The following is a 19,824-nucleotide window of genomic DNA, read 5'->3' on the forward strand; positions in this document are numbered from 1 at the left end:
GTCACGATCCCATAAGCGTCAAGCTGGTGGAATGAGGATAATCCCGATATCGTGCGAAAGGTGCATATGAAATTTGCGAGAGCCAGGTGGCGTTGGCCTTTCGGATGACGACCGGAGTCGGTGAACGAGAAAAATCACCCTAACGCAGATTGAAGCGCAGCGGGACCGTGAGGGTAAATTGCTGCTGAGGCAAGCTCTCCGGCGCCGCAGGAAGGAGAGAGCCGGGGCTTGCTGTCGCGAGGGCGGCCTCATCGAGTGCGGGGTGGCCTGCGCTGCGAACGATCGATGCGCTGATGATCCGGCCCGAACGATCCATCGCGAACCGCAGGGTTGCAATACCTTCAATGTTGCGGCTCTTGGCTACCTCTGGATAACGCAGGCGTTTGCGCAGGGCAGCTGCAAGGCTTGCCACATAACGATTAAGCACGGTCGGATCCGCGGAGGCCGCTGCGCCTCCCGTATTCTCCCGCGAGGATGATGTCTGACCCTGACGCGGGTTCGAGGCAGGTCTTGGCTCTGCAACGGCCTGGGGAGGAGGAGGCTTGCGCTCCCTGATTTTCAGGGGGGCATGCATTTCAGCCTTTCGCGTCGTCTTTTCTTCTGGAGGCCTGGCAGCGATCTCCTCGGGAGGCGGAATGGCGCTTGCAGCCTGCGGATCGAGCGGTGCCGATGCTTCAACAGGTTCGGGAGACGCGGTCGCTTCATCCGGATGATCCTCCATAGCCTCTTCCGGAACCTGCGCGTCGATGGTCTTCGCCTCCGGAGGCGCATCTTCGGACATGGCCGCCGATACAAAAGCCGGCGCAATGGACGCGATTTCCTCGATGGCAGGAGCCAGATCGACAGAGATCTCCTGCTCTCCGGGAGGGCGTGCCGCGTCGCGCGGGGGCCAGACGACCAGGAGAGCCAGAACCGCACTGTGCATCACGAGCGCTGTCAGAAAGGCGGTGGCTCGCCGGTTTGGCTCCTGTATTGATCGCAAGCTCTGAGCGGGCATGACCTGACAGGCATTCTATCGGGCAGAAGGCCCGCTCGGGGCCTGCGCAATCAACGACACTTTTGTAAAGCCAGCCGCGCTGATCAACCCCATGATCTCCACGATGCGCCCATAGGGCACGGCCTTATCCCCTCTCACCAGAACGATCTGGTTGGGGTCGACGCTTGCAAGCTGTCGCAGGCGCGGCATCAGGGCGTCCGGATGAAGAGGCTCCTTGTCCAGAAATGGTTGGCCCATTTCATCGATGCTGATCACGACCGGGTTCTTTGGTTGGGATACTTTCGGTGCCGCCGTCTTTGGCAGCTGGAGGGGCACGCCGACGGTCATGAGGGGCGCCGCCACCATAAATATGATGAGCAGCACCAGCATCACGTCGACAAGGGGGGTGATGTTGATTTCAGAAAGCGGAGGGGCGCCGAGCTCGTCTTCGGAAACCGGCGACTGGAGCGGATTCATTCCCATTATTCCGCAGCCTCGGCTCGAAGGTAATGGTTGCGATCACGAGCCAAATGATCCCCAAGCATCATGATCCCACCGATGAAAGACTGCTGCAGGCGACCTAAGTCGGTCGTGAGCTTGTTGTAGGCGATCACGGCGGGAATGGCGGCCACAAGCCCGATGGCCGTCGCGAAGAGCGCCTCGGCGATGCCGGGAGCGACGACTGAGAGACTCGTGTCCTGGCTCGCCGCGATTGCGGAGAACGAATTCATGATCCCCCATACGGTCCCGAGCAGACCGATGAATGGCGCCGCCGAGCCGACGGTGGCCAGAAACGGCAATCCCGTTTGAAGATGACGCATATCGTAGGAAAGCGCTAAGCGCATGGCGCGCTCGATCCGCTCACGCCTCTCCATACGGCTCTCGGACGGATCCTGGTCACGCCACGCTCCGTATCCGGCGGCAACGATCCTTCCCGCAAGGTTCGAAGCTTCTGCGGTGAGCCTTTCGCCGTTTCGCGCCGCGGTCTCGAAGGCGTGGGTCTGACGCCGGATCATCCGGAAGCGGAGAAGCTTTTCGATGATGATCGTCCAGCAGGCGAGCGATGCCAGAGCAAGCACGATCATGACGCTTTTGACAATGGGGTCCGCCTGCAGGAACAGGCTCAGAAAGGACAGATCGTGCGGTGTTGCACTAACGGCGTTATTCATGATTGCATCTCATTTCACGAAGGAAACGGCATCGATCCTGGAGAATGTCTCTATTCGATCGAGGCACTCTTCCCGCGACGTCGCAGCTCCCTCGCAGGAAAGGACGTCATTGAGCAGGACGCGCCCGAAGCGCGAGCAGGTCAAGCCAGGAAAGTCGAAGAGTTTAACAAGCGTCTTGCGACCGGGTACCGGGCCAAGCTCGACGGCAAGTCTCTTGGCGGCAATGCCGTCGCTATCGAAAGCAAAGAGATCGAGCTTCATAGATCTCCAGCTTTGTCCCTTCTGATTGTCGATCAGAAAGTACGTTCGGCAATTTTCTCCGGAAGCCTCGATCCTGTTCAGCTCGATCCGAAGAGGAGCGTCAGGAGGCGTAAGGCCTTGGGCCAAAGCGGCTCCGCCGAAAGGGATGAGAAGGCTAAGGCATGCCCACACGACATGGGCCGGGACAAGAGGATCATTCCATGTGGCCATCCTCATGAACGTCTCCTCGTAGCGACTAGCCATTGCACACCCGTTGCCGAAAACCTGCAGATTGGAAGAAGGCCTTGGGCGAGAAAAGCCTGGGGCAACACGAATGAATTAGCTGAAAGAGTTCATATTAATCAATGTCTTATTGAAAAATCAGATATGTTCTAAAAGTTTATTTATGATCTTGAGAACGATAAGGAATTCGCCTCTTTAAAAACTATTCAAAGTAACTTTTGTTGGCTTCCGCTTTTGCTTTCGAGCCGATAACCACTCACGATGCTTGCTGCTTTCCTCAAACCGGGGCTCGGAAAACGTTATTCTCCGCTTTCGCAAACATGGCCTCGTGAGGGAGGCGTACCGGTGCCTCAGCGGTCGAGACGCGTGGCCAGCAGGTCGCATTCACATGACCGCGCCAACTTGCCATGGCACGAATTCGAGATCGCCATAGCCAAGTTCTTCGGACTTGGTGCGTTCTCCTGATGCGACACGCAGCAGGGACTGAAAAATCTCGACCCCTTTATCCTCGAGAGAAACACTGTCGAGGATATCGCCGCAATTGATGTCCATGTCGTCGATCATGCGGCGATAGATATCGGAGTTCGTGGCAAGCTTGAGCGATGGAACGGGTTTGCAGCCGAAAGCCGATCCGCGCCCTGTCGTAAAAGCGATCAGGTTTGCGCCTCCTGCAACCTGGCCGGTCGCGGCTACGGGATCGTATCCAGGGGTATCCATGTAAACGAAGCCATGTTCCGTGATCCGCTCGGCATATTCATATACGGCTCGCAGGGTCGAGCGGCCTCCTTTGGCCGAAGCTCCAAGCGACTTTTCGAGGATGGTCGTGAGCCCACCGGCCTTGTTGCCGGGTGATGGGTTGTTGTTCATTTCGCCGCCGTTGCGTGCCGTATAGGCTTCCCACCATCTGATTCGCGAGACGAGCTTTTCGCCCACCTCCCGGGTTGCAGCGCGGCGGGTCAGCAAGTGCTCTGCGCCATAAATTTCAGGTGTCTCGGAGAGAATGGACGTTCCGCCATGGCGCACGAGCAGATCAGAGGCCATGCCCAGGGCAGGGTTCGCGGTGAGGCCCGAATAGCCATCGGACCCCCCGCATTGGAGGGCGAGAACGAGTTCCGACGCAGGGCGCGTTTCGCGCCTGGCCTTTGTCGCGACGGTCAGCATGTCCTTCACCGCCTCGACGATCGCCTGTACCGTCCGGCGGGTGCCGCCTGTCTCCTGAATGGTCAGGGTGCGGAATGTCTCAGTTTCCGTCAGGCCGTATTCCTGCTTCATGCGGCCGATCTGAAAAACCTCGCAGCCGAGGCCGACCATGATCACGCCGGCAAAGTTGGGGTGGCTGGCATAACCCCACTGGGTGCGTCTCAGGATGTCGAAACCTTCGCCATAGGCGGCATGGCCGCAGCCTGTTCCGTGCACGATGGCGACGATACCATCGATGCCGGGATGGTCCTTGAGGATACCGGAGCGCTCTACTTCCATCGCCGCGAAGCGGGCGACCGACGCCGAGCAGTTCACGGATGTCAGAATGCCGATATAGTTGCGCGTCCCCGTCTTGCCGGATGCGCGCCGGTACCCTTGAAAGGTGGCGCGCATCTCCGGCGGCAGGACATCGTCGTCTCTCGCATCGGCGCAGAAAGCATAGTCGCGCTCGAAGTCATGCAGGCCGACATTATGTTCATGCACCCACTCACCAGGTGCGATATAGGTCTTTGCGAAGCCGATGATCTGGCCAAATTTTCGTATCGGTTCTCCTTCGCGGATGGGTACGATAGCCATCTTATGACCGCGCGGAATCCGGTCACGAACCGTGAACCCAGCAATGCTGCTCCCCCGATCGGCCGGATCGATTGCAACGACCACATTGTCGTCGAAGGAGAGGCGGATGGTGCGAGGCGAGTTCATGGTTTTCTTTTCAATGTCAAAGTTAGCCGAGTTCCATAAGGAGATCGGACTTCCGGAACGCGTTCCAAAGGGCGAAGTCGCCGAACACAGGGCATGCCACCGATGGCGATAGGCTCATCGCCCGAGCGGCAGGTCCTCGTTGACTTTGCTCTCCTTGTCGAGAGAGGAGACCGGAAAGACCTCAATAGCGTGCTTGCCATCGGCCCGCTTCTCGAATTCTTCCCTGGCCAGAAGCTGGGCGGGTTAACGATGGCATAGGCCTTCCTCCCAGAAAGTTCGGCTCTCCGGCCGGCATATGATGATCCGCGTCCGGTCGGTCGTGGCGGAAGAGCGACAAAATGGTGGCGTAAGCCTATCGATTCATCTAACATGTTAGTACAATGGAACCGTTCGGCAAGAGAAAAAGATACGAGTTCCTCGCCCCTCTGGAGCGAGGGCCGCGGGGGCAGACTACGGGGCAGGTGGAGCAGGCTCTCCGAGCCGCCATTGTTGCCCTCGACTTTGCGCCCGGGGCGTTCATCGACAAAGGGGCCGTCTGCGCTGCCCTTGGGGTTTCGCGTTTTCCGGTTTCCGAGGCTTTGGCCAAGCTAGCGGCGGAAGGGCTGGTCGAGATCCTGCCGCAGCGCGGCAGCCGCGCCGCTCGGATACGCCTGTCGGAGATCCGGGAATCGATGCTGATCCGCCAGGCCTTGGAGGGCATGGTCGCCGAGAAAGCTGCGGAATTCCTCTCTGCTTCGAGGATCGATGAGCTTCGCAGGAACCTTGGAGCGCAACAGGAAGCGGTCGCAAGGGGTGATCGGCCCGGCTTTTATATCTTGGATCTGGAGTTCCATACGCTCCTTGTCGATGGGCTGAATCTGCCCCGTGTGGCTGCAGCGATCGATGCATCGCGCGCCAATATCGATCGGGTCAGGAGATTGTTGTCCTCACCCCGCCGCCATGCCGTGACGCTTTCCGAGCATCTGGACGTATTTCGCGCACTCGAGGCCCGCGATGCTCATGCGGCCCGCAGGGCCATGGAGGCCCATCTCAATGCTGTCATGGACGAGCTGAAGCAGTTTTCGACCGAGCACGCGGATGTGTTCGTGGATACCTGACGGAGAGCCTAAAGGCAGAGCGGATCTGGCGCCGGTGCTTGCCGAAACAAACCTGAATTACATATAATTCAGATAGGTTCTGGCTCGACGGCTGCCGAGGTGGTTGTCATGAAGGCCATTCTGGTTCCGGTGGAGCAGCACGGCTATATGCGCTCCGTCCTCGATGCGGCTCTGCTGGTTGCTGGGCGCTTTGGAAGTCATGTCGAGGGGCTCGCGCTCGGCCCGGACATTCCCGATGTCATCGCCTTCGACGTTCCGGTGGGTTGGACCATTCTGAGCGAGAAGGAGCAGCGTGAATTCGTGGATCGCTCCCGACAGGTCTTCGAGGACTTCATGCGTTCCTGCGCCGTGCCGTTCAAAAGCGAGGTGCCGGGAGACGTTTCCTGTGGCTGGCTCGGCCATCAGCTCTACGGGGACAGCTATATCGGCAGCTTCGGCCGCGTCTTCGATCTCATCGTCATCGGGCGTCCAGGGCAGAACGAGGAGCCGCCGCGGCAGACCACGCTGGAAGCTGCGTTGTTCGAGGGCGGACGGCCTGTTCTGGTGGTGCCGCCCCGAACGCATGCGACGATCGGGGAAACGGTTGTCATTGCCTGGAACGGAAGCACCGAAACGGCGCGGACCGTTGCGCTTGGCATGCCGATTCTGGCGAAAGCCAGCAGGGTCATCGTGCTCACCCTGGAGGGTTGGGAGGCCGACGGTCCAAGCGGCGCTGAGCTGGCGGACCGACTGAGGAGAAACGGAATCCGTGTCGAGGTCGCCGCGCGCCGCTTGAACGCGCGCTCCCCGGGCGAGGCGATCCTGGAGGATGCGGCCGGGCTCCGCGCGGATCTGCTCGTCAAAGGTGCGTATACCCAGAGCCGCTTGAGACAGATGATCTTCGGCGGTGCGACGAGCCATATCCTCGCCCATGCGGAGCTGCCGATCCTGATGACTCATTAGGCATCGCTTCAGGCCGCATGGCGGGATCATGAGACCCCTCATCGGGAGGAGGAAACCATGAGTGTCGTCAGCAACCGCTCCGATATGACGATCAATATCGTCAATGCCGTCTTCGGGGCCACTCTGTTTGCAGCGCCGTGGCTGCTCGGATTCGGTCACGAGACCTGGGCAGCTCTCAATGCGAGGCTCAGCGGCGGTGTCGTTGTGCTCTTGGCGCTTCTCGCCGTGATCCGGACCCATGATTGGGAAGAGTGGCTCAACGTGATCGCAGGACTCTGGATCATGGGGGCCCCCTGGCTCCTGTGGTTTGACGATGTGCCTTCTGCCCGGTGGGCCCATGTCATGACCGGTTTCTGCATCGTGGCCGTTGCGGCCTTCGAACTGCGCCGGCTTTATCACGCGCCCGATGACACAGGGGCTCGTTGAGCTCAGGGCCGCGCTCAGGAGGACAGGCTGGGCGGTCAAAGCCCGGTCCGGGTCCCTCATCCCTGCTTCCTGGCTGCGCCGGTAGCGGCTCGTCCTTTTTAGAAACGGCCGAGCCTATGGCCGAGTGGTTTTTCGCTCCTAGTTGTTCAGAAGGGAGAACGAAAGACCATGAGCGCTGACGAACCGCTGACCCTGAATGTTCCTGAACCAGCCGTTCGGCCGGGAGGGGCGCCCGATTTCTCGAACGTGAAAATTCCCAAGGCTGGAGCCGTGCCCCGGCCGGAAGTGGATGTCGACCCGCAGAGCATCCGCGACCTCGCCTTCTCGATCATCCGCGTGCTCAACCGCAGCGGAGAGGCGGTGGGCCCTTGGGCAGGGCTTCTGAGCGATGAGGAGCTCATCGAAGGCATGCGACATATGATGACGTTGCGAACCTTCGACGCCAGGATGCTGATCGCCCAGCGCCAGGGCAAGACATCCTTCTACATGCAGCATTTGGGCGAGGAGGCCATCAGCTGCGCCTTTCGAAAGGCACTGTCCCCGGGAGATATGAACTTCCCGACTTACCGTCAGGCGGGGCTTCTGATCGCAGACGGATATTCCATGGTGGACATGATGTGCCAGGTTTATTCGAATTCCAGGGATCCCCTGAAAGGACGGCAGCTGCCCGTCATGTATTGCTCCAAGGAGCATGGCTTCTTCACGATTTCAGGCAATCTGGCGACGCAATATGTGCAGGCCGTCGGCTGGGCGATGGCCTCGGCGATCCGGAACGACACTAGGATCGCGGCCGCTTGGATCGGCGACGGCTCAACCGCGGAATCCGATTTTCACGCCGCTCTGGTCTTTGCCTCGACCTACAAGGCGCCCGTGGTCCTGAATATCGTCAACAATCAATGGGCCATTTCCACCTTTCAGGGCATTGCCCGCGGGGGGGCCGGCACCTTTGCCGCGCGCGGTCTCGGCTTCGGCATCCCTTCGCTCCGGGTGGACGGCAACGACTATCTCGCGGTTTATGCCGTTGCGAAATGGGCAATCGAGCGCGCACGGCGCAATCTCGGCCCCACGCTGGTCGAGTATGTGACCTATCGCGTCGGCGCGCATTCGACCTCGGACGATCCGTCGGCGTATCGCCCCAAAACGGAATCGGATGCCTGGCCTTTGGGCGACCCTATCATCCGCTTGAAGAATCACTTGATCATGCGCGGTGTCTGGTCTGAGGAGCGGCACAAGCAGGCGGAAGCCGAAATCCTGGACACCGTGATCGCCGCCCAGAAGGAGGCTGAGAGTTACGGAACCCTTCATGCAGGCGCGAAGCCCTCCGCGCGCGACATGTTCGATGGGGTCTACGCCGAGATGCCGCCGCACCTGCGCCGGCAGCGTCAGCAGGCAGGAGTTTGAACCATGCCGCGCATGACAATGATCGAGGCCATTCGCGACGCCATGGATGTGATGATGGGGCGCGACGAGAAGGTGGTCGTCTTTGGCGAGGATGTCGGGTATTTCGGCGGTGTCTTTCGCTGCACTGCCGGTTTGCAGCAGAAATACGGAAAGACACGCTGCTTCGATACGCCGATCAGTGAATCCGGAATCGTAGGAACGGCGATCGGCATGGCGGCTTACGGCCTTCGCCCCTGCGTCGAGATTCAGTTCGCCGATTACATGTACCCGGCCTATGACCAGATCGTTTCCGAGGCCGCCCGTCTGCGTTACCGGTCGAATGGAGATTTTACCTGTCCACTGGTCATCAGAATGCCGACCGGCGGTGGCATCTTTGGCGGACAAACCCACAGTCAGAGCCCTGAGGCGCTGTTCACTCACGTGTCGGGACTGAAGACGGTCGTTCCGTCGAACCCCTACGATGCCAAGGGCCTCCTGATCGCTGCCATCGAAGACCCGGATCCGGTGATCTTCCTCGAGCCTAAGCGTCTCTACAATGGCCCGTTCGATGGTCATCATGATCGACCCGTCACCCCGTGGTCGAAGCATGAGCTGAGCGAGGTCCCGAGTGGACACTTCAGTCTCCCGCTCGGCAAGGCCTCGGTCGTCCGCCAGGGTTCGTCCATAACCGTTCTGGCCTATGGAACCATGGTCTATGTGGCGCAGGCGGCAGCTTCCGAAATGGAAATCGACGCCGAGATCATCGACCTGCGCACATTGCTTCCGCTCGATCTGGAAACCATCGCCGCATCGGTCAGGAAAACTGGCCGCTGCGTGGTCGTCCATGAGGCGACGCTCACGTCAGGCTTCGGCGCTGAGTTGGCTGCCCTCGTTCAGGAAAACTGCTTCTTCCAGCTTGAGGCGCCGGTTGCCCGCGTCACCGGGTGGGACACACCTTATCCGCACGCGCAGGAATGGGATTACTTCCCGGGTCCGGCTCGCGTAGGGCGGGCTCTGGTCGAAACGATGGAGGCCTGACATGGGCGAGCACCTGATCAAGATGCCCGATGTCGGTGAAGGAATTGCCGAGGCCGAGCTTGTCGAATGGCATGTGAAAGTCGGTGACATCGTTCGCGAGGACGCAGTGCTTGCGGCGGTGATGACGGATAAGGCGACCGTCGAGATCCCATCGCCCGTCGACGGCGAAGTCGTTTGGCTCGGGGCGGATATCGGCGATGTGGTGGCCATCGGTTCTCCGCTCATCCGCCTCAAGGTAGCGGGTGAGGGGAGCGACATCCCTGTGAGCGAACCGAGGGAGGAGGCTGAGCCCTCTCTCTCATTGGAGAGAAAAGAGGCACAGGCCGATCAGGCGGGCAAGGCTTCGAAGGTCGCCGTCGAGGGTCCAGCGAGAAGCGCTCCCTATCCTTCGCCCGCAGAGGCTGTTCCACGTGCCGCCATGCGGGCACGGCGGCCGGCGGTCCCACGCCCTGAGGGGGAGAAACCGGTTGCCTCGCCCGCCGTTCGGCTCAGAGCCCGTGAAGCGGGCATCGATCTCCGGCAGGTCGCCGGTACAGGTCCTGCAGGGCGAATCACCCATGAAGACCTTGATGACTTCCTGGCTCGTGGACCCGAAGTCGCAAGAGCATCGAAACTGATCCAGGATACCTCGGTCGAGCACATCAAGGTCATCGGCCTGCGTCGCAAAATCGCCGAGAAGATGGCGGTTGCGAAGTCGCGAATTCCTCACATCACCTATGTCGAAGAAATCGATATGACGGCGCTCGAGGACTTGCGGGCTGCACTCAATGCGAACAGGCGATCGGATCGACCGAAGCTGACGGTCCTGCCGTTCCTGATGCGAGCGATGGCGAAAGCCATCTTCGAGCAACCTCATCTGAATGCTATTTATGACGATGAAGCCGGAGTGGTTCACCAGTACGGCGGCGTTCATATCGGCATTGCAACCCAGACCGCTTCCGGCCTCATGGTACCCGTGGTCAGGCATGTAGAGGCGCGTGACATCTGGGGCTGCGCTGCGGAGTTGGGTCGCGTTACGGAGGCTGCAAAGGCTGGATTGGCCACCCGCGATGAACTGACCGGGTCGACCATTACCATCACCTCCCTGGGGCCTATGGGAGGCGTCGTCACGACACCCGTCATCAATCATCCGGAGGTGGCGATCATCGGCGTCAACAAAATGATGATGAGACCCGTTTGGGACGGGGCGACCTTCATTCCCCGCAAGATGATGAATCTGTCATCCAGCTTCGACCATAGAATCATCGATGGGTGGGATGCCGCGGTCTTCATTCAGCGCATCAAGACATTCCTGGAAACACCGGCTCTGATCTTCGTGGAGGCTTGATTTCGATGAAGGATATTTCCTGCAAGCTTCTCGTGATCGGCGCCGGTCCAGGAGGATATGTCTGCGCCATTCGTGCCGGACAGCTTGGCGTCGATACAGTCATCGTCGACACGCAGAGAGCGGGCGGGACCTGCCTCAATATCGGATGCATCCCCTCGAAGGCGCTCATTCATGCGGCGGAGGAATTCGACAGAATCGGTCGCTTCGCATACGCCCGGAACGTCCTGGGAATTGAAGCAGAGAAACCGAAGATCGACCTGTCTCAGACGGTAGCCTGGAAGAACGACATCGTGGGTCGGTTGAACAACGGTGTTTCCGTTCTTCTTAAGCGCGCAAAAGTCAAGATGGTACAGGGGCAGGCGCGCTTCCGGGACGGCAAGACGGTGGAGGTCGAGACGGAAACCGGGCCTCAGACCATACGCGCCGAGAATGTTGTGATCGCAACGGGAGCAGCGCCAGTCGAGTTGCCCGATCTGCCTTTCGGCGGGTCCGTCATCTCCTCTACTCAGGCGCTGGCACTCACGACAGTCCCGGAAAGGCTCGTCGTCATTGGAGGTGGCTATATCGGGCTGGAGCTTGGAACGGCTTACGCGAAGCTGGGTTCGAGTGTCACAATCGTTGAAGCGCAGAGCCGTATTCTGCCTCAATACGATTCGGAGCTGACGCGACCGGTGAGCAAAAGGCTGAAAGATCTTGGTGTCGATGTCTTGACCGGCGCGAATGCCAGAGGTTTGTCGAAGACGGGCGATGCGTTGATCGTCGAGACCGAGTCCGGATCGGAGAAAGCGCTACAGGCAAGCAAAGTTCTCGTGACGGTGGGGCGCAAGCCCGTCACCCAAGGGTGGGGTATGGAAGAGCTGGTACTCGATATGGATGGCCCTTTCATTCGCATCGGAGAAAAATGCCAGACATCCATGCGCGGCATCTATGCCATCGGCGACGTGACGGGAGAGCCGATGCTGGCCCATCGGGCTATGGCGCAGGGCGAGATGGTGGCCGAGATCGTCGCGGGTCACAACCGTGTTTGGGATAAGCGTGGTATCCCGGCCATTTGCTTCACCGATCCCGAGATCGTCACAATAGGCTTGGCGCCCGATGAAGCGCAGCGGTCTGGAACCGAGATCAAGGTAGGGCACTTTCCCTTCTCAGCAAACGGTCGCGCGATGACAAAGCTGGAAGAGGAAGGGTTCGTGCGTGTTGTTGCGCGAGCTGACAACCATATGGTTCTCGGTATACAGGCCGTAGGGCAGGGTGTTTCCGAACTTTCTGCCGCCTTCGGTCTTGCACTGGAGATGGGAGCGCGCCTTGAGGATATTGCGGGCACGATCCATGCCCATCCTACGCAGGGTGAAGCTTTTCAGGAAGCGGCTTTGAAGGCTTTAGGGCATGAACTGCACATTTGATTGATCCGCCTCCGTCTTGGATTAGAAGGATCGATCCTGCGAGTCCGGAGAATGTGCAGCCCGGATGTCGGTTCACCTGAAAGACAGGTAAGAGTCTTAAATCACCCTTTCTAGAGCACGGCGCATGACGAAGGTGGAGGAGATTTCCCTCACGATGTTGAAGCCATGGCGCTTATAGAAAGAAAGCGCCGAGTTGTTTCTCAAAACAAAGAGCGCAATCGACTTAGCCATGCCCGCATGTTCTTTGAAGATTCTCTCCAAGACACGCGACCCGATGCCGTAGCGCTGATGTGCCGGATCGATATAAAGCTGCTTCAAAAAAATCTCGTCCGCTGTTCGCCTGAACTCAAGCCAGCCGATATTGCGTTCTGAGAGCGTCACGATCCAGGTGTCTTGCGGGCGCCACAAAGATCTGAACCGAGCGGCTTGTTCTTCATCGTTCCAGTCGTCCCATACTTTTGCGAGAGGCTTGATTGTTTCAAGGTAGAGTTTGAGAGCAAAGGTGTAATCGCCTGAGGAGGCCGGTCTCAGATCGAGCGTCATTGTGTCTTCGGTGAGCGAAACGATTCTGTGATTGGCGTAGATTTCAGCAGAGAGATCTGCGTGAATCGTGCCTTATAGCGGAAATGCGGTGGCGGTGAAGGTGTCAGGGATACTTTGGGTCTTTTCCCGGGTTCTGCTTTTTCACGCTCCCGGTAGTTGCGACGTCGGTGGTCTTCGATGCAACTTTCTCGTTCTTTGGGACGGCGCTCGTATTCCATGTCACGTTATCGCCTGGAAGCAGCCCTGAAACCAGCTTCCGGGTGGAGCGGGAAAGTCCTTTGGCCATCTGGGCTATAGGCTTGAAGTCATTCAGTTTATGTGTCTGGCCAACGCGTCCTGTGAAGACACGCAGCCCATCCGGAAACATCACCATGTCACCAGGGCGCAATGTGCTGTCACTGAGAAGTGCGGCGACAGGATTGGTGAATTGGCCGGGAGGCCTCGGTTCGATGGGCTTCCTGACTTCTTCGTTCTCCGCAGCGACCGGTTTGGGTCGCGATCTGATTTGGCGTTTCGTGTCGCTGCCAGCCGGGCCGGGTTCATTGCCGAGGAATTGAGGTTGGGAGACTGGTGCCGGCGGCTGAAAGATAGCCTTGAAAAAGTTCAACAGACCCTGAGCTTGTGCAGTGTTGACAGTCAGTGCAAATAAAAAAGGTACGGCTAAGGTTAGGGAACCAAGCAGACGTGCGGGGAATCGGAGATGAAAGCCAAGCTCGGGCATGCCCTTCTCCTTGCTCGAAGAAGCAACGTGGCCACGCTATTTCAGTTCCGGACGGCCTGGGCTCGATGATGTGTTAAAGAGAGTTAGAAACCCTGTTCTGGTTATCATCTGCAAATAGATCAGTAACTCAATGCGCATTCAGGTTGTGACATTTCCATTGCGCAGCCTAAGAGGCGAAATATCCTTGATGCCTGCGGATAGCTCCAGCTTTCGGATGCTGTTTGGCATTCATATCATGCAACATATGTGCAGGTTAATGCGCTGGAGAAAACTCGATAACTTCTCACATGGAAGGCGCAAGCGGTTCAGTCGTTGCCTCTCCTGGATTTAAGGTCTTCAGGCAATGATGATTGCCGATCATCTCCGTCGCGGATCGTCGGCCCTGCTTGAACTGGTTCTCCATCGGGACGGCCAGAAGGCAATGGCGGCGACGATCAACGTTAGCAAGAGAAGGGCTACCATCATCTGAATGACGCCGAAATTCGGAGCATCCTCAGCGATGAATATTCCGGTGACAATACCGGCTATGACCAATAACCCACGGACGACCCAATTCAGCATTCTATCCTCCGCACGTCTCACATGATTTACGAGATATCGCGGCGTTTTGGTACAGGTTCTATTGCGGACGTGCCTTCACCCAGGTTGCCTGCACATTGTACAAGGGAACGGTCGCAATCGACATCTTGGCGCTGCCTTGCTGAACCTGACGGGTGTGGGCCAAGTAGATCAGTGTGTTGTTCTGCCGGTCGTAGATGCGATTGACGACCAGTTTCTTGAAGATAAGACTGCGACCCTCATGGAACACTTTCTCACCGCTCCGGCCGAGGTCGATGTCGCCAACAACCACAGGGCCAGTCGTCTGGCAGGCAATCGCGGAGTTCGAGGGATCCTCGAACCAGTTCCCCTGTTGCAACCGGTCGATCAGGCTCCGCTCGAAATAGGTAATGTGGCAGGTGACGCCCTGGACCTTAGGGTCCTGAATAGATTCGACCACGATGTCGTTTCCGACCCAGTCCGTCCTGACCTTCCCGACGACATCGGCCAGGGCTGGGCGGCCAAGGATGCCTGCAAGCGCCAGGATCGTGGCCGAGAACAGGACCCTCATGGAAGCGGTCTCCTCTTGAGAAAATGTGGGGAACGCGGGTTCAAGGCCCTCGCTCAGTCAAGCGATGATATACCTATCGATCCTCACGAATGGCAGCCTTGATACATATCAACGTCCATTGAGATGGAATAAGTATAAGCAAAAATACCTTTTCCCGCCAGTTCGAGGAATGTGCCATTCTCGGCGAACCGGCCTTGTTCCGGAGAGTGCCGTCCAAGGATCTTGGCTGTTCTTTTCGAGGCGGTCCGATCTCTATGATTCTTTGCGGGCTCATAGCCTGCAAAGCGGCGATTGTGGTGAGCGATGAAGACGACCAGCAGATGGCTTCTCAGGATTACGGTATTCGCGGTCGCTGCCGGAGCCGTCTATGGCCTGTGGCGTTTTCTTCAACCGGTGAGCCTGCCTGCGGGATTGGCCAGCGGCAACGGCCGGATCGAGGCGGTCGAGATCGACATTGCAACGAAGGGAGCCGGACGGGTTCAGGACATTCTCGTCAACGAAGGTGATTTCGTGACAGCTGGCCAGATCCTGGCCCGGATGGATACGGCGGTGCTCGAGGCGCAACTCAGGGAGGCCAAGGCACAGCGTCAGCAGGCCCTCGTCAGTATCGAGACGGCCAAGCACCAGGTCGTGCAGCGCCGTGCTGAACGGCAGGCGTCGATTGCCCTGGTCGCGCAGCGCGAGGCCGAACGAGACGCGGCTGAGAAGCGTTACGCGCGATCGCAGGATCTTGCTGCGCGCGGCACCACGTCCCAGCAGGTGCTGGACGATGATCGGGCACAGTTCGAGAGCAGGAAGGCCGCCGTCAGTGCCGCGCAAGCCCAGGTCGCGGCTGCGGAGGCTGCCATAGGGACGGCGGAGGCCCTTGTCATCAATGCGCAGGCGGCGGTCGATGCCGCCCAGGCGACCATTGAACGTATTCAGGCCGATATCGACGACAGCACGCTGAGATCCCCGCGGGATGGCCGCGTGCAGTTCCGGGTGGCCCAGCCCGGCGAGGTTCTCGGGGCCGGCGGCCGCGTGCTGAACATGGTCGATCTCAGCGATGTCTACATAACCTTCTTCCTGCCTACGGAAGCCGCTGGCCGCGTACGGCTCGGAAGCGAGGTAAGGATCGTTCTCGACGCGCTTCCGCAATATGTCGTCCCGGCCAAGGCGACGTTCGTCGCCGACGTGGCTCAGTTCACACCCAAGACGGTTGAGACGGCTAGCGAGCGCCAGAAGCTGATGTTCCGCATCAAGGCGCAGATTCCACCTGAGCTGCTTAAGAAGTACATCCGTGATGTGAAGGCCGGACTGCCGGGAGTGGCCTATGTGAGAATCGAACCCGATGTCGCCTGGCCGGCCAACCTGCAGAACATCGTGCCGTGACAGGTGCCATGATGAGCCCGGCGCCGTCTCCTGTCGCCCGCTTGCAGGATGTCAGTCTGATCTATGGCAAGACGCGGGCTCTCGATCGCATCTCCCTCAACCTGCCCGCTGGCTGCATGGTCGGCCTGATCGGTCCTGACGGTGTCGGCAAGTCGAGCCTTCTCTCCCTCATCGCAGGTGCCCGGACGATCCAGACAGGGCATATCGAGGTCCTTGGTGGCGACATGGCCAAGTCGCGTCACCGGCAGAACGTCTGCCCGCGCATCGCCTATATGCCTCAGGGTTTGGGCAAGAACCTCTATCGCACTCTCTCGGTTTCTGAAAACCTCGAATTCTTCGGGCGTCTGTTCGGCCATGGCCGTGCCGAGCGTGAGCGTCGAATCGCCTCTTTGGTCGAAAGCACGGGACTTTCCCCTTTCGTCGATCGGCCGGCCGGGAAGCTTTCCGGGGGAATGAAGCAGAAGCTCGGCCTCTGCTGTGCGTTGATCCACGATCCCGATCTTCTCATTCTCGACGAGCCGACGACAGGCGTGGATCCGCTCTCGCGTCGCCAGTTCTGGGAGTTGATCGACCGCATTCGATCCGAACGCCCAGGGATGAGCGTGATCGTGGCGACCGCTTATATGGAAGAGGCGGCCCGGTTCGATTGGCTCGTGGCCCTGGACGAGGGGCGTGTGCTGGCCATGGGGACGCCTCGGGATCTCCTCGATCGCACGAACTCCGCGACACTGGAAACCGCGTTCATCGCATTGATGCCTGAGGAGAAGCGTCGCGGCTATCAGCCTGTAGAGATCGTTCCGAGACGGGAAGGTGAGAATGAGATCGCCATCGAGGCCAAGGACCTCACCATGCGCTTCGGCGATTTCGTGGCGGTCGATCATGTGAGCTTTCAGATCCCGCGCGGCGAGATTTTCGGCTTTTTGGGGTCGAATGGATGCGGCAAGACGACGACGATGAAAATGCTGACCGGACTCTTACAGGCGAGCGAAGGTCAAGCCTGGCTTTTCGGGCAACCGGTCAATGCGCAGGATCTCGATACGCGGCGCCGTGTCGGCTACATGTCACAATCCTTCTCGCTTTATGGTGAACTCACGGTCCGGCAGAACCTGGAACTGCACGCGCGCCTGTTCCATGTGCCGAAGGATGTAATCGCTGAGCGCATCGAGAGAATGGCCGGCCGTTTCGATCTCACCGAAGTGATGGAAGTCCTGCCGGATAAGCTGCCGCTCGGGCAGCGGCAGCGCCTGTCTCTGGCGGTGGCAATGATTCACGAACCCGCCATGCTCATCCTCGACGAGCCTACGTCAGGCGTCGATCCCATCGCGCGTGATGCATTCTGGCGGATGATGATCGATCTTGCTCGCAAAGATAATGTGACGATTTTCATCTCGACCCATTTCATGAACGAGGCTGAGCGTTGCGACCGGATTTCGCTCATGCATGCAGGCCGTGTTCTTGTTAGCGATACACCTGCTGCTTTGATCGAAAGGCGTGGGGTCACGACATTGGAGGAAGCTTTCATCGGCTATCTGGAGAATGCGATAGCCGAGCGTAGAGACGAAACGGAAAGTTCGCCGCTTGTCAGGGAAGGGGTGAAGAAGGCTTTCGAATCCGGTGAGAGCAATTCTGAAGGAAAGATGAAACGTCGCTTCTTCAATCCCCGTCGCATGTTCAGCTATACTCGGCTCGAGGCGCTGGAGCTGCGGCGCGACCCAATTCGTGCCACCCTTGCTCTCCTCGGAAGTATCCTTCTGATGTTCATCATGGGCTATGGCATCAGCATGGACGTGGAGGACTTGAACTTTGCGGTTCTTGACAGGGACCAGACCACGGTGAGCCGCGAGTATATCTTGAACTTGGCAGGGTCCCGATACTTCATCGAGCGACCGCCGATCATTGACTATCAGGATCTCGACCGGCGCATGCGGTCTGGCGAACTTGCCCTGGCGCTTGAGATCCCGCCGGGCTTCGGACGCGATGTTGCCCGCGGCCGAGAAGTCCAAATCGGCGCTTGGATCGACGGCGCCATGCCGATGCGGGCCGAAACCGTCGAAGGCTATGTTCTCGGCATGCATAGCCAGTGGCTGGCCTCGAAAGTCAAGTCGACAGGCCTTGCAACCATCGAGACGCGGTTCCGCTACAACCCGGATGTGGAAAGCATCAAGGCGATGGTGCCGGCGATCATACCGATTCTCTTGATGCTGATCCCCGCCATGCTGGCGGCTTTGAGCGTTGTGCGTGAAAAGGAGCTTGGCTCTATCGTGAACCTTTATGTGACACCGGTCACCAAGCTGGAATTCTTGTTAGGGAAGCAAATTCCCTATGTGGGGCTCGCTCTGCTCAACTTCCTTCTGATGACCGGACTGGCTGTCACAATCTTCGGCGTTCCACTGACCGGCAGCTTTTTGACACTTTCCGTGAGCGCTTTAGCCTATATCTATGTAGCGACCGCCATGGGTCTTCTGATGTCCTCCTTCATGCGCAGCCAGATCGCGGCGATCTTCGGCACGGCTGTCGCCACTCTGATACCCGCCACCCAGTTTTCTGGAATGATCGATCCGGTCTCGTCTCTCGAAGGCTTCGGCGCTTTCATCGGCCAGATCTATCCGACAACACATTTTTTGACCATCTCGCGCGGCACCTTTTCCAAGGCGCTGAATTTTTCTGATCTTCAGGCATCCTTCTGGCCGCTTATCATCACCATGCCGATTCTCATCACGGTGAGCGCACTTCTCCTTAAAAAACAGGAGACATGAAAGATGCACCCGGCCAATATCCTTTATCTCGGCGTCAAGGAATTGCGCAGTCTGGCCCGCGATCCGATGATGCTCTTCCTTGTCGCTTATACTTTCACTGTCGCCGTCTATACAGCTGCAACGGCAATGCCGGAGACATTGAACAGAGCGCCGATCGCTATCGTCGACGAAGACCGTTCACCTCTGTCGAATCGTATCGTCGGCGCCTTTCTGCCCCCGTCCTTCATAACTCCAAAGCTGATCACGGCAGCTGAGATGGATGCCCGGATGGATGCCGGCATCGATACCTTTGCCATCGATATTCCGCCCAATTTTCAACGGGATATGCTGGCCGGACGCCAGCCCGTCATCCAGCTCAACGTCGACGCGACGCGGATGAGCCAGGCTTTCACAGGAAGCGGATATGTTCAGCAGATCGTCATCGGCGAGGTAAATGCGTTTGCTCAAGGTTATCGCTCCATTCCGACCCTGCCGGTGGACCTAGCTTTGAGAGCCCGTTTCAATCCGGAACTGAACAAGGCGTGGTTTGGTGCGGTCATCGAGGTCATCAACCAGGTCACCATGCTGTCCATCATTCTGACCGGCGCCGCCTTGATCCGTGAGCGTGAGCACGGCACCATCGAGCATCTGCTCGTCATGCCGGTGACGCCGTTCGAGATCATGGCCGGCAAGATTTGGTCCATGGCGCTGGTTGTGCTGATCGCTTGTACTCTGTCTCTTGCCTTCGTGGTACAAGGTTTGCTGGCGGTACCTATCGCAGGGCCTGTCTGGTTGTTTCTGATCGGCGCGGCCATCCATTTGTTCGCGACGACATCGATGGGAATCTTCTTAGGGACCGTGGCCAGGACCATGCCGCAATTCGGCATGCTGATGATTCTCGTGCTGATACCTCTGGAAATGCTCTCGGGGGGAATGACCCCGAGAGAGAGCATGCCAGAACTGGTCCAGACTGTAATGCTCGCCGCACCCACGACCCATTTCATTATGCTCGCGCAGGCGATCCTTTATCGAGGGGCTGAGTTCTCAGTCGTCTGGCCTCAGATTCTTGCTCTGGCCGCTATCGGAACCATTCTATTCAGCTTCTCACTTGCTCGCTTCCGCAAGTCGATCAGCGATATGGCATAGAATGATATCTGTCGCGGTACTTCCAAGCAGCGGCATAAGCGTTCCATGCGATTCTGG

Annotated in this window: 18 protein-coding genes; 11 read left to right on the forward strand and 7 right to left on the reverse strand. The window is 58.6% G+C overall.

What is annotated here, in order from left to right; genetic code table 11:
* Window positions 1–139: 139 nt before the first annotated feature.
* Genes L879_RS0108545 through L879_RS0108555 form a run of 3 tightly spaced genes read right to left on the reverse strand, consistent with a single transcriptional unit; the run spans window position 140 to window position 2,091 of the window.
* Window positions 140–997 (reverse strand): energy transducer TonB, encoded by an 858-nt coding sequence (locus L879_RS0108545; protein WP_084020837.1) that lies wholly within the window; start codon window positions 995–997, stop codon window positions 140–142.
* Between the two features lie 15 nt (window positions 998–1,012).
* Entirely contained in the window at window positions 1,013–1,459 is a 447-nt protein-coding gene (locus tag L879_RS0108550) for an ExbD/TolR family protein (RefSeq protein WP_027315737.1), read from the reverse strand.
* Complete coding sequence (locus L879_RS0108555) at window positions 1,459–2,091, reverse strand: MotA/TolQ/ExbB proton channel family protein (protein WP_245265202.1); 633 nt, start codon at window positions 2,089–2,091, stop codon at window positions 1,459–1,461. Before L879_RS0108555 ends, L879_RS0108550 begins: the two co-directional genes overlap by 1 nt.
* Here L879_RS0108555 and L879_RS24235 point away from each other — a divergent pair.
* Window positions 1,972–2,781, forward strand: a complete 810-nt coding sequence (locus L879_RS24235; protein ID WP_245265207.1) for a hypothetical protein — start codon at window positions 1,972–1,974, stop codon at window positions 2,779–2,781. The two genes, L879_RS0108555 and L879_RS24235, sit on opposite strands and share 120 nt — an antisense overlap.
* A 231-nt stretch (window positions 2,782–3,012) precedes the next feature.
* Here L879_RS24235 and L879_RS0108565 read toward each other — a convergent pair whose 3' ends face one another.
* Window positions 3,013–4,530, reverse strand: coding sequence for a UxaA family hydrolase (locus tag L879_RS0108565; protein ID WP_027315740.1), 1,518 nt, complete (start codon window positions 4,528–4,530; stop codon window positions 3,013–3,015).
* A 461-nt stretch (window positions 4,531–4,991) separates the two neighbouring features.
* On the opposite strand from L879_RS0108565, the gene L879_RS0108575 reads away from it, so the two are divergent.
* The 7 genes from L879_RS0108575 to lpdA all read left to right on the forward strand — a co-directional run bounded on the left by L879_RS0108575 (window position 4,992) and on the right by lpdA (window position 12,143).
* Window positions 4,992–5,627 (forward strand): GntR family transcriptional regulator, encoded by a 636-nt coding sequence (locus L879_RS0108575; protein WP_161634648.1) that lies wholly within the window; start codon window positions 4,992–4,994, stop codon window positions 5,625–5,627.
* Window positions 5,628–5,735: 108 nt separating this feature from the next.
* On the forward strand, window positions 5,736–6,569 hold the full coding sequence (locus tag L879_RS0108580) for a universal stress protein (RefSeq protein WP_027315742.1): 834 nt from the start codon (window positions 5,736–5,738) through the stop codon (window positions 6,567–6,569).
* A gap of 57 nt (window positions 6,570–6,626) precedes the next feature.
* A complete protein-coding gene (locus tag L879_RS0108585; protein ID WP_027315743.1) occupies window positions 6,627–6,995 on the forward strand; it encodes an SPW repeat protein in 369 nt (122 codons plus the stop codon).
* A gap of 168 nt (window positions 6,996–7,163) precedes the next feature.
* A complete protein-coding gene (locus L879_RS0108590) occupies window positions 7,164–8,396 on the forward strand; it encodes a 3-methyl-2-oxobutanoate dehydrogenase (2-methylpropanoyl-transferring) subunit alpha (protein ID WP_027315744.1) in 1,233 nt (410 codons plus the stop codon).
* 3 nt (window positions 8,397–8,399) lie between these two features.
* Window positions 8,400–9,413, forward strand: a complete 1,014-nt coding sequence (locus L879_RS0108595) for an alpha-ketoacid dehydrogenase subunit beta (protein ID WP_027315745.1) — start codon at window positions 8,400–8,402, stop codon at window positions 9,411–9,413.
* Between the two features lies 1 nt (window position 9,414).
* Entirely contained in the window at window positions 9,415–10,740 is a 1,326-nt protein-coding gene (locus tag L879_RS0108600; protein WP_027315746.1) for a dihydrolipoamide acetyltransferase family protein, read from the forward strand.
* A 5-nt stretch (window positions 10,741–10,745) separates the two neighbouring features.
* Window positions 10,746–12,143, forward strand: a complete 1,398-nt coding sequence (lpdA, locus tag L879_RS0108605) for a dihydrolipoyl dehydrogenase (RefSeq protein WP_027315747.1) — start codon at window positions 10,746–10,748, stop codon at window positions 12,141–12,143.
* Window positions 12,144–12,239: 96 nt separating this feature from the next.
* On the opposite strand, the gene L879_RS0108610 is transcribed toward lpdA, so the two are convergent.
* The 3 genes from L879_RS0108610 to L879_RS0108620 all read right to left on the reverse strand — a co-directional run bounded on the left by L879_RS0108610 (window position 12,240) and on the right by L879_RS0108620 (window position 14,515).
* The gene (locus tag L879_RS0108610; protein ID WP_027315748.1) at window positions 12,240–12,686 is read right to left on the reverse strand and encodes a GNAT family N-acetyltransferase; all 447 of its coding nucleotides are present in this window, start codon (window positions 12,684–12,686) and stop codon (window positions 12,240–12,242) included.
* A 103-nt stretch (window positions 12,687–12,789) separates the two neighbouring features.
* Window positions 12,790–13,407, reverse strand: coding sequence for a hypothetical protein (locus L879_RS23605; RefSeq protein ID WP_154664148.1), 618 nt, complete (start codon window positions 13,405–13,407; stop codon window positions 12,790–12,792).
* A gap of 619 nt (window positions 13,408–14,026) precedes the next feature.
* Complete coding sequence (locus tag L879_RS0108620) at window positions 14,027–14,515, reverse strand: CreA family protein (protein WP_027315750.1); 489 nt, start codon at window positions 14,513–14,515, stop codon at window positions 14,027–14,029.
* Window positions 14,516–14,818: 303 nt separating this feature from the next.
* Between L879_RS0108620 and L879_RS0108625 the strand changes: the two genes are divergently transcribed.
* Genes L879_RS0108625 through L879_RS0108635 form a run of 3 tightly spaced genes read left to right on the forward strand, consistent with a single transcriptional unit; the run spans window position 14,819 to window position 19,767 of the window.
* Window positions 14,819–15,886 carry an HlyD family secretion protein gene (locus L879_RS0108625; RefSeq protein WP_027315751.1) on the forward strand — a complete coding sequence of 356 codons (1,068 nt, stop codon included), beginning with the start codon at window positions 14,819–14,821 and terminating at the stop codon, window positions 15,884–15,886.
* 8 nt (window positions 15,887–15,894) lie between these two features.
* Window positions 15,895–18,642, forward strand: coding sequence for a ribosome-associated ATPase/putative transporter RbbA (rbbA, locus tag L879_RS0108630; RefSeq protein WP_035459113.1), 2,748 nt, complete (start codon window positions 15,895–15,897; stop codon window positions 18,640–18,642).
* Window positions 18,643–18,645: 3 nt separating this feature from the next.
* Window positions 18,646–19,767, forward strand: coding sequence for an ABC transporter permease (locus tag L879_RS0108635; RefSeq protein WP_027315753.1), 1,122 nt, complete (start codon window positions 18,646–18,648; stop codon window positions 19,765–19,767).
* Window positions 19,768–19,824 lie beyond the last annotated feature (57 nt).

It is taken from the genome of Microvirga flocculans ATCC BAA-817, from assembly GCF_000518665.1.
In the GTDB taxonomy this organism is placed as follows: Bacteria; Pseudomonadota; Alphaproteobacteria; order Rhizobiales; family Beijerinckiaceae; genus Microvirga; species Microvirga flocculans.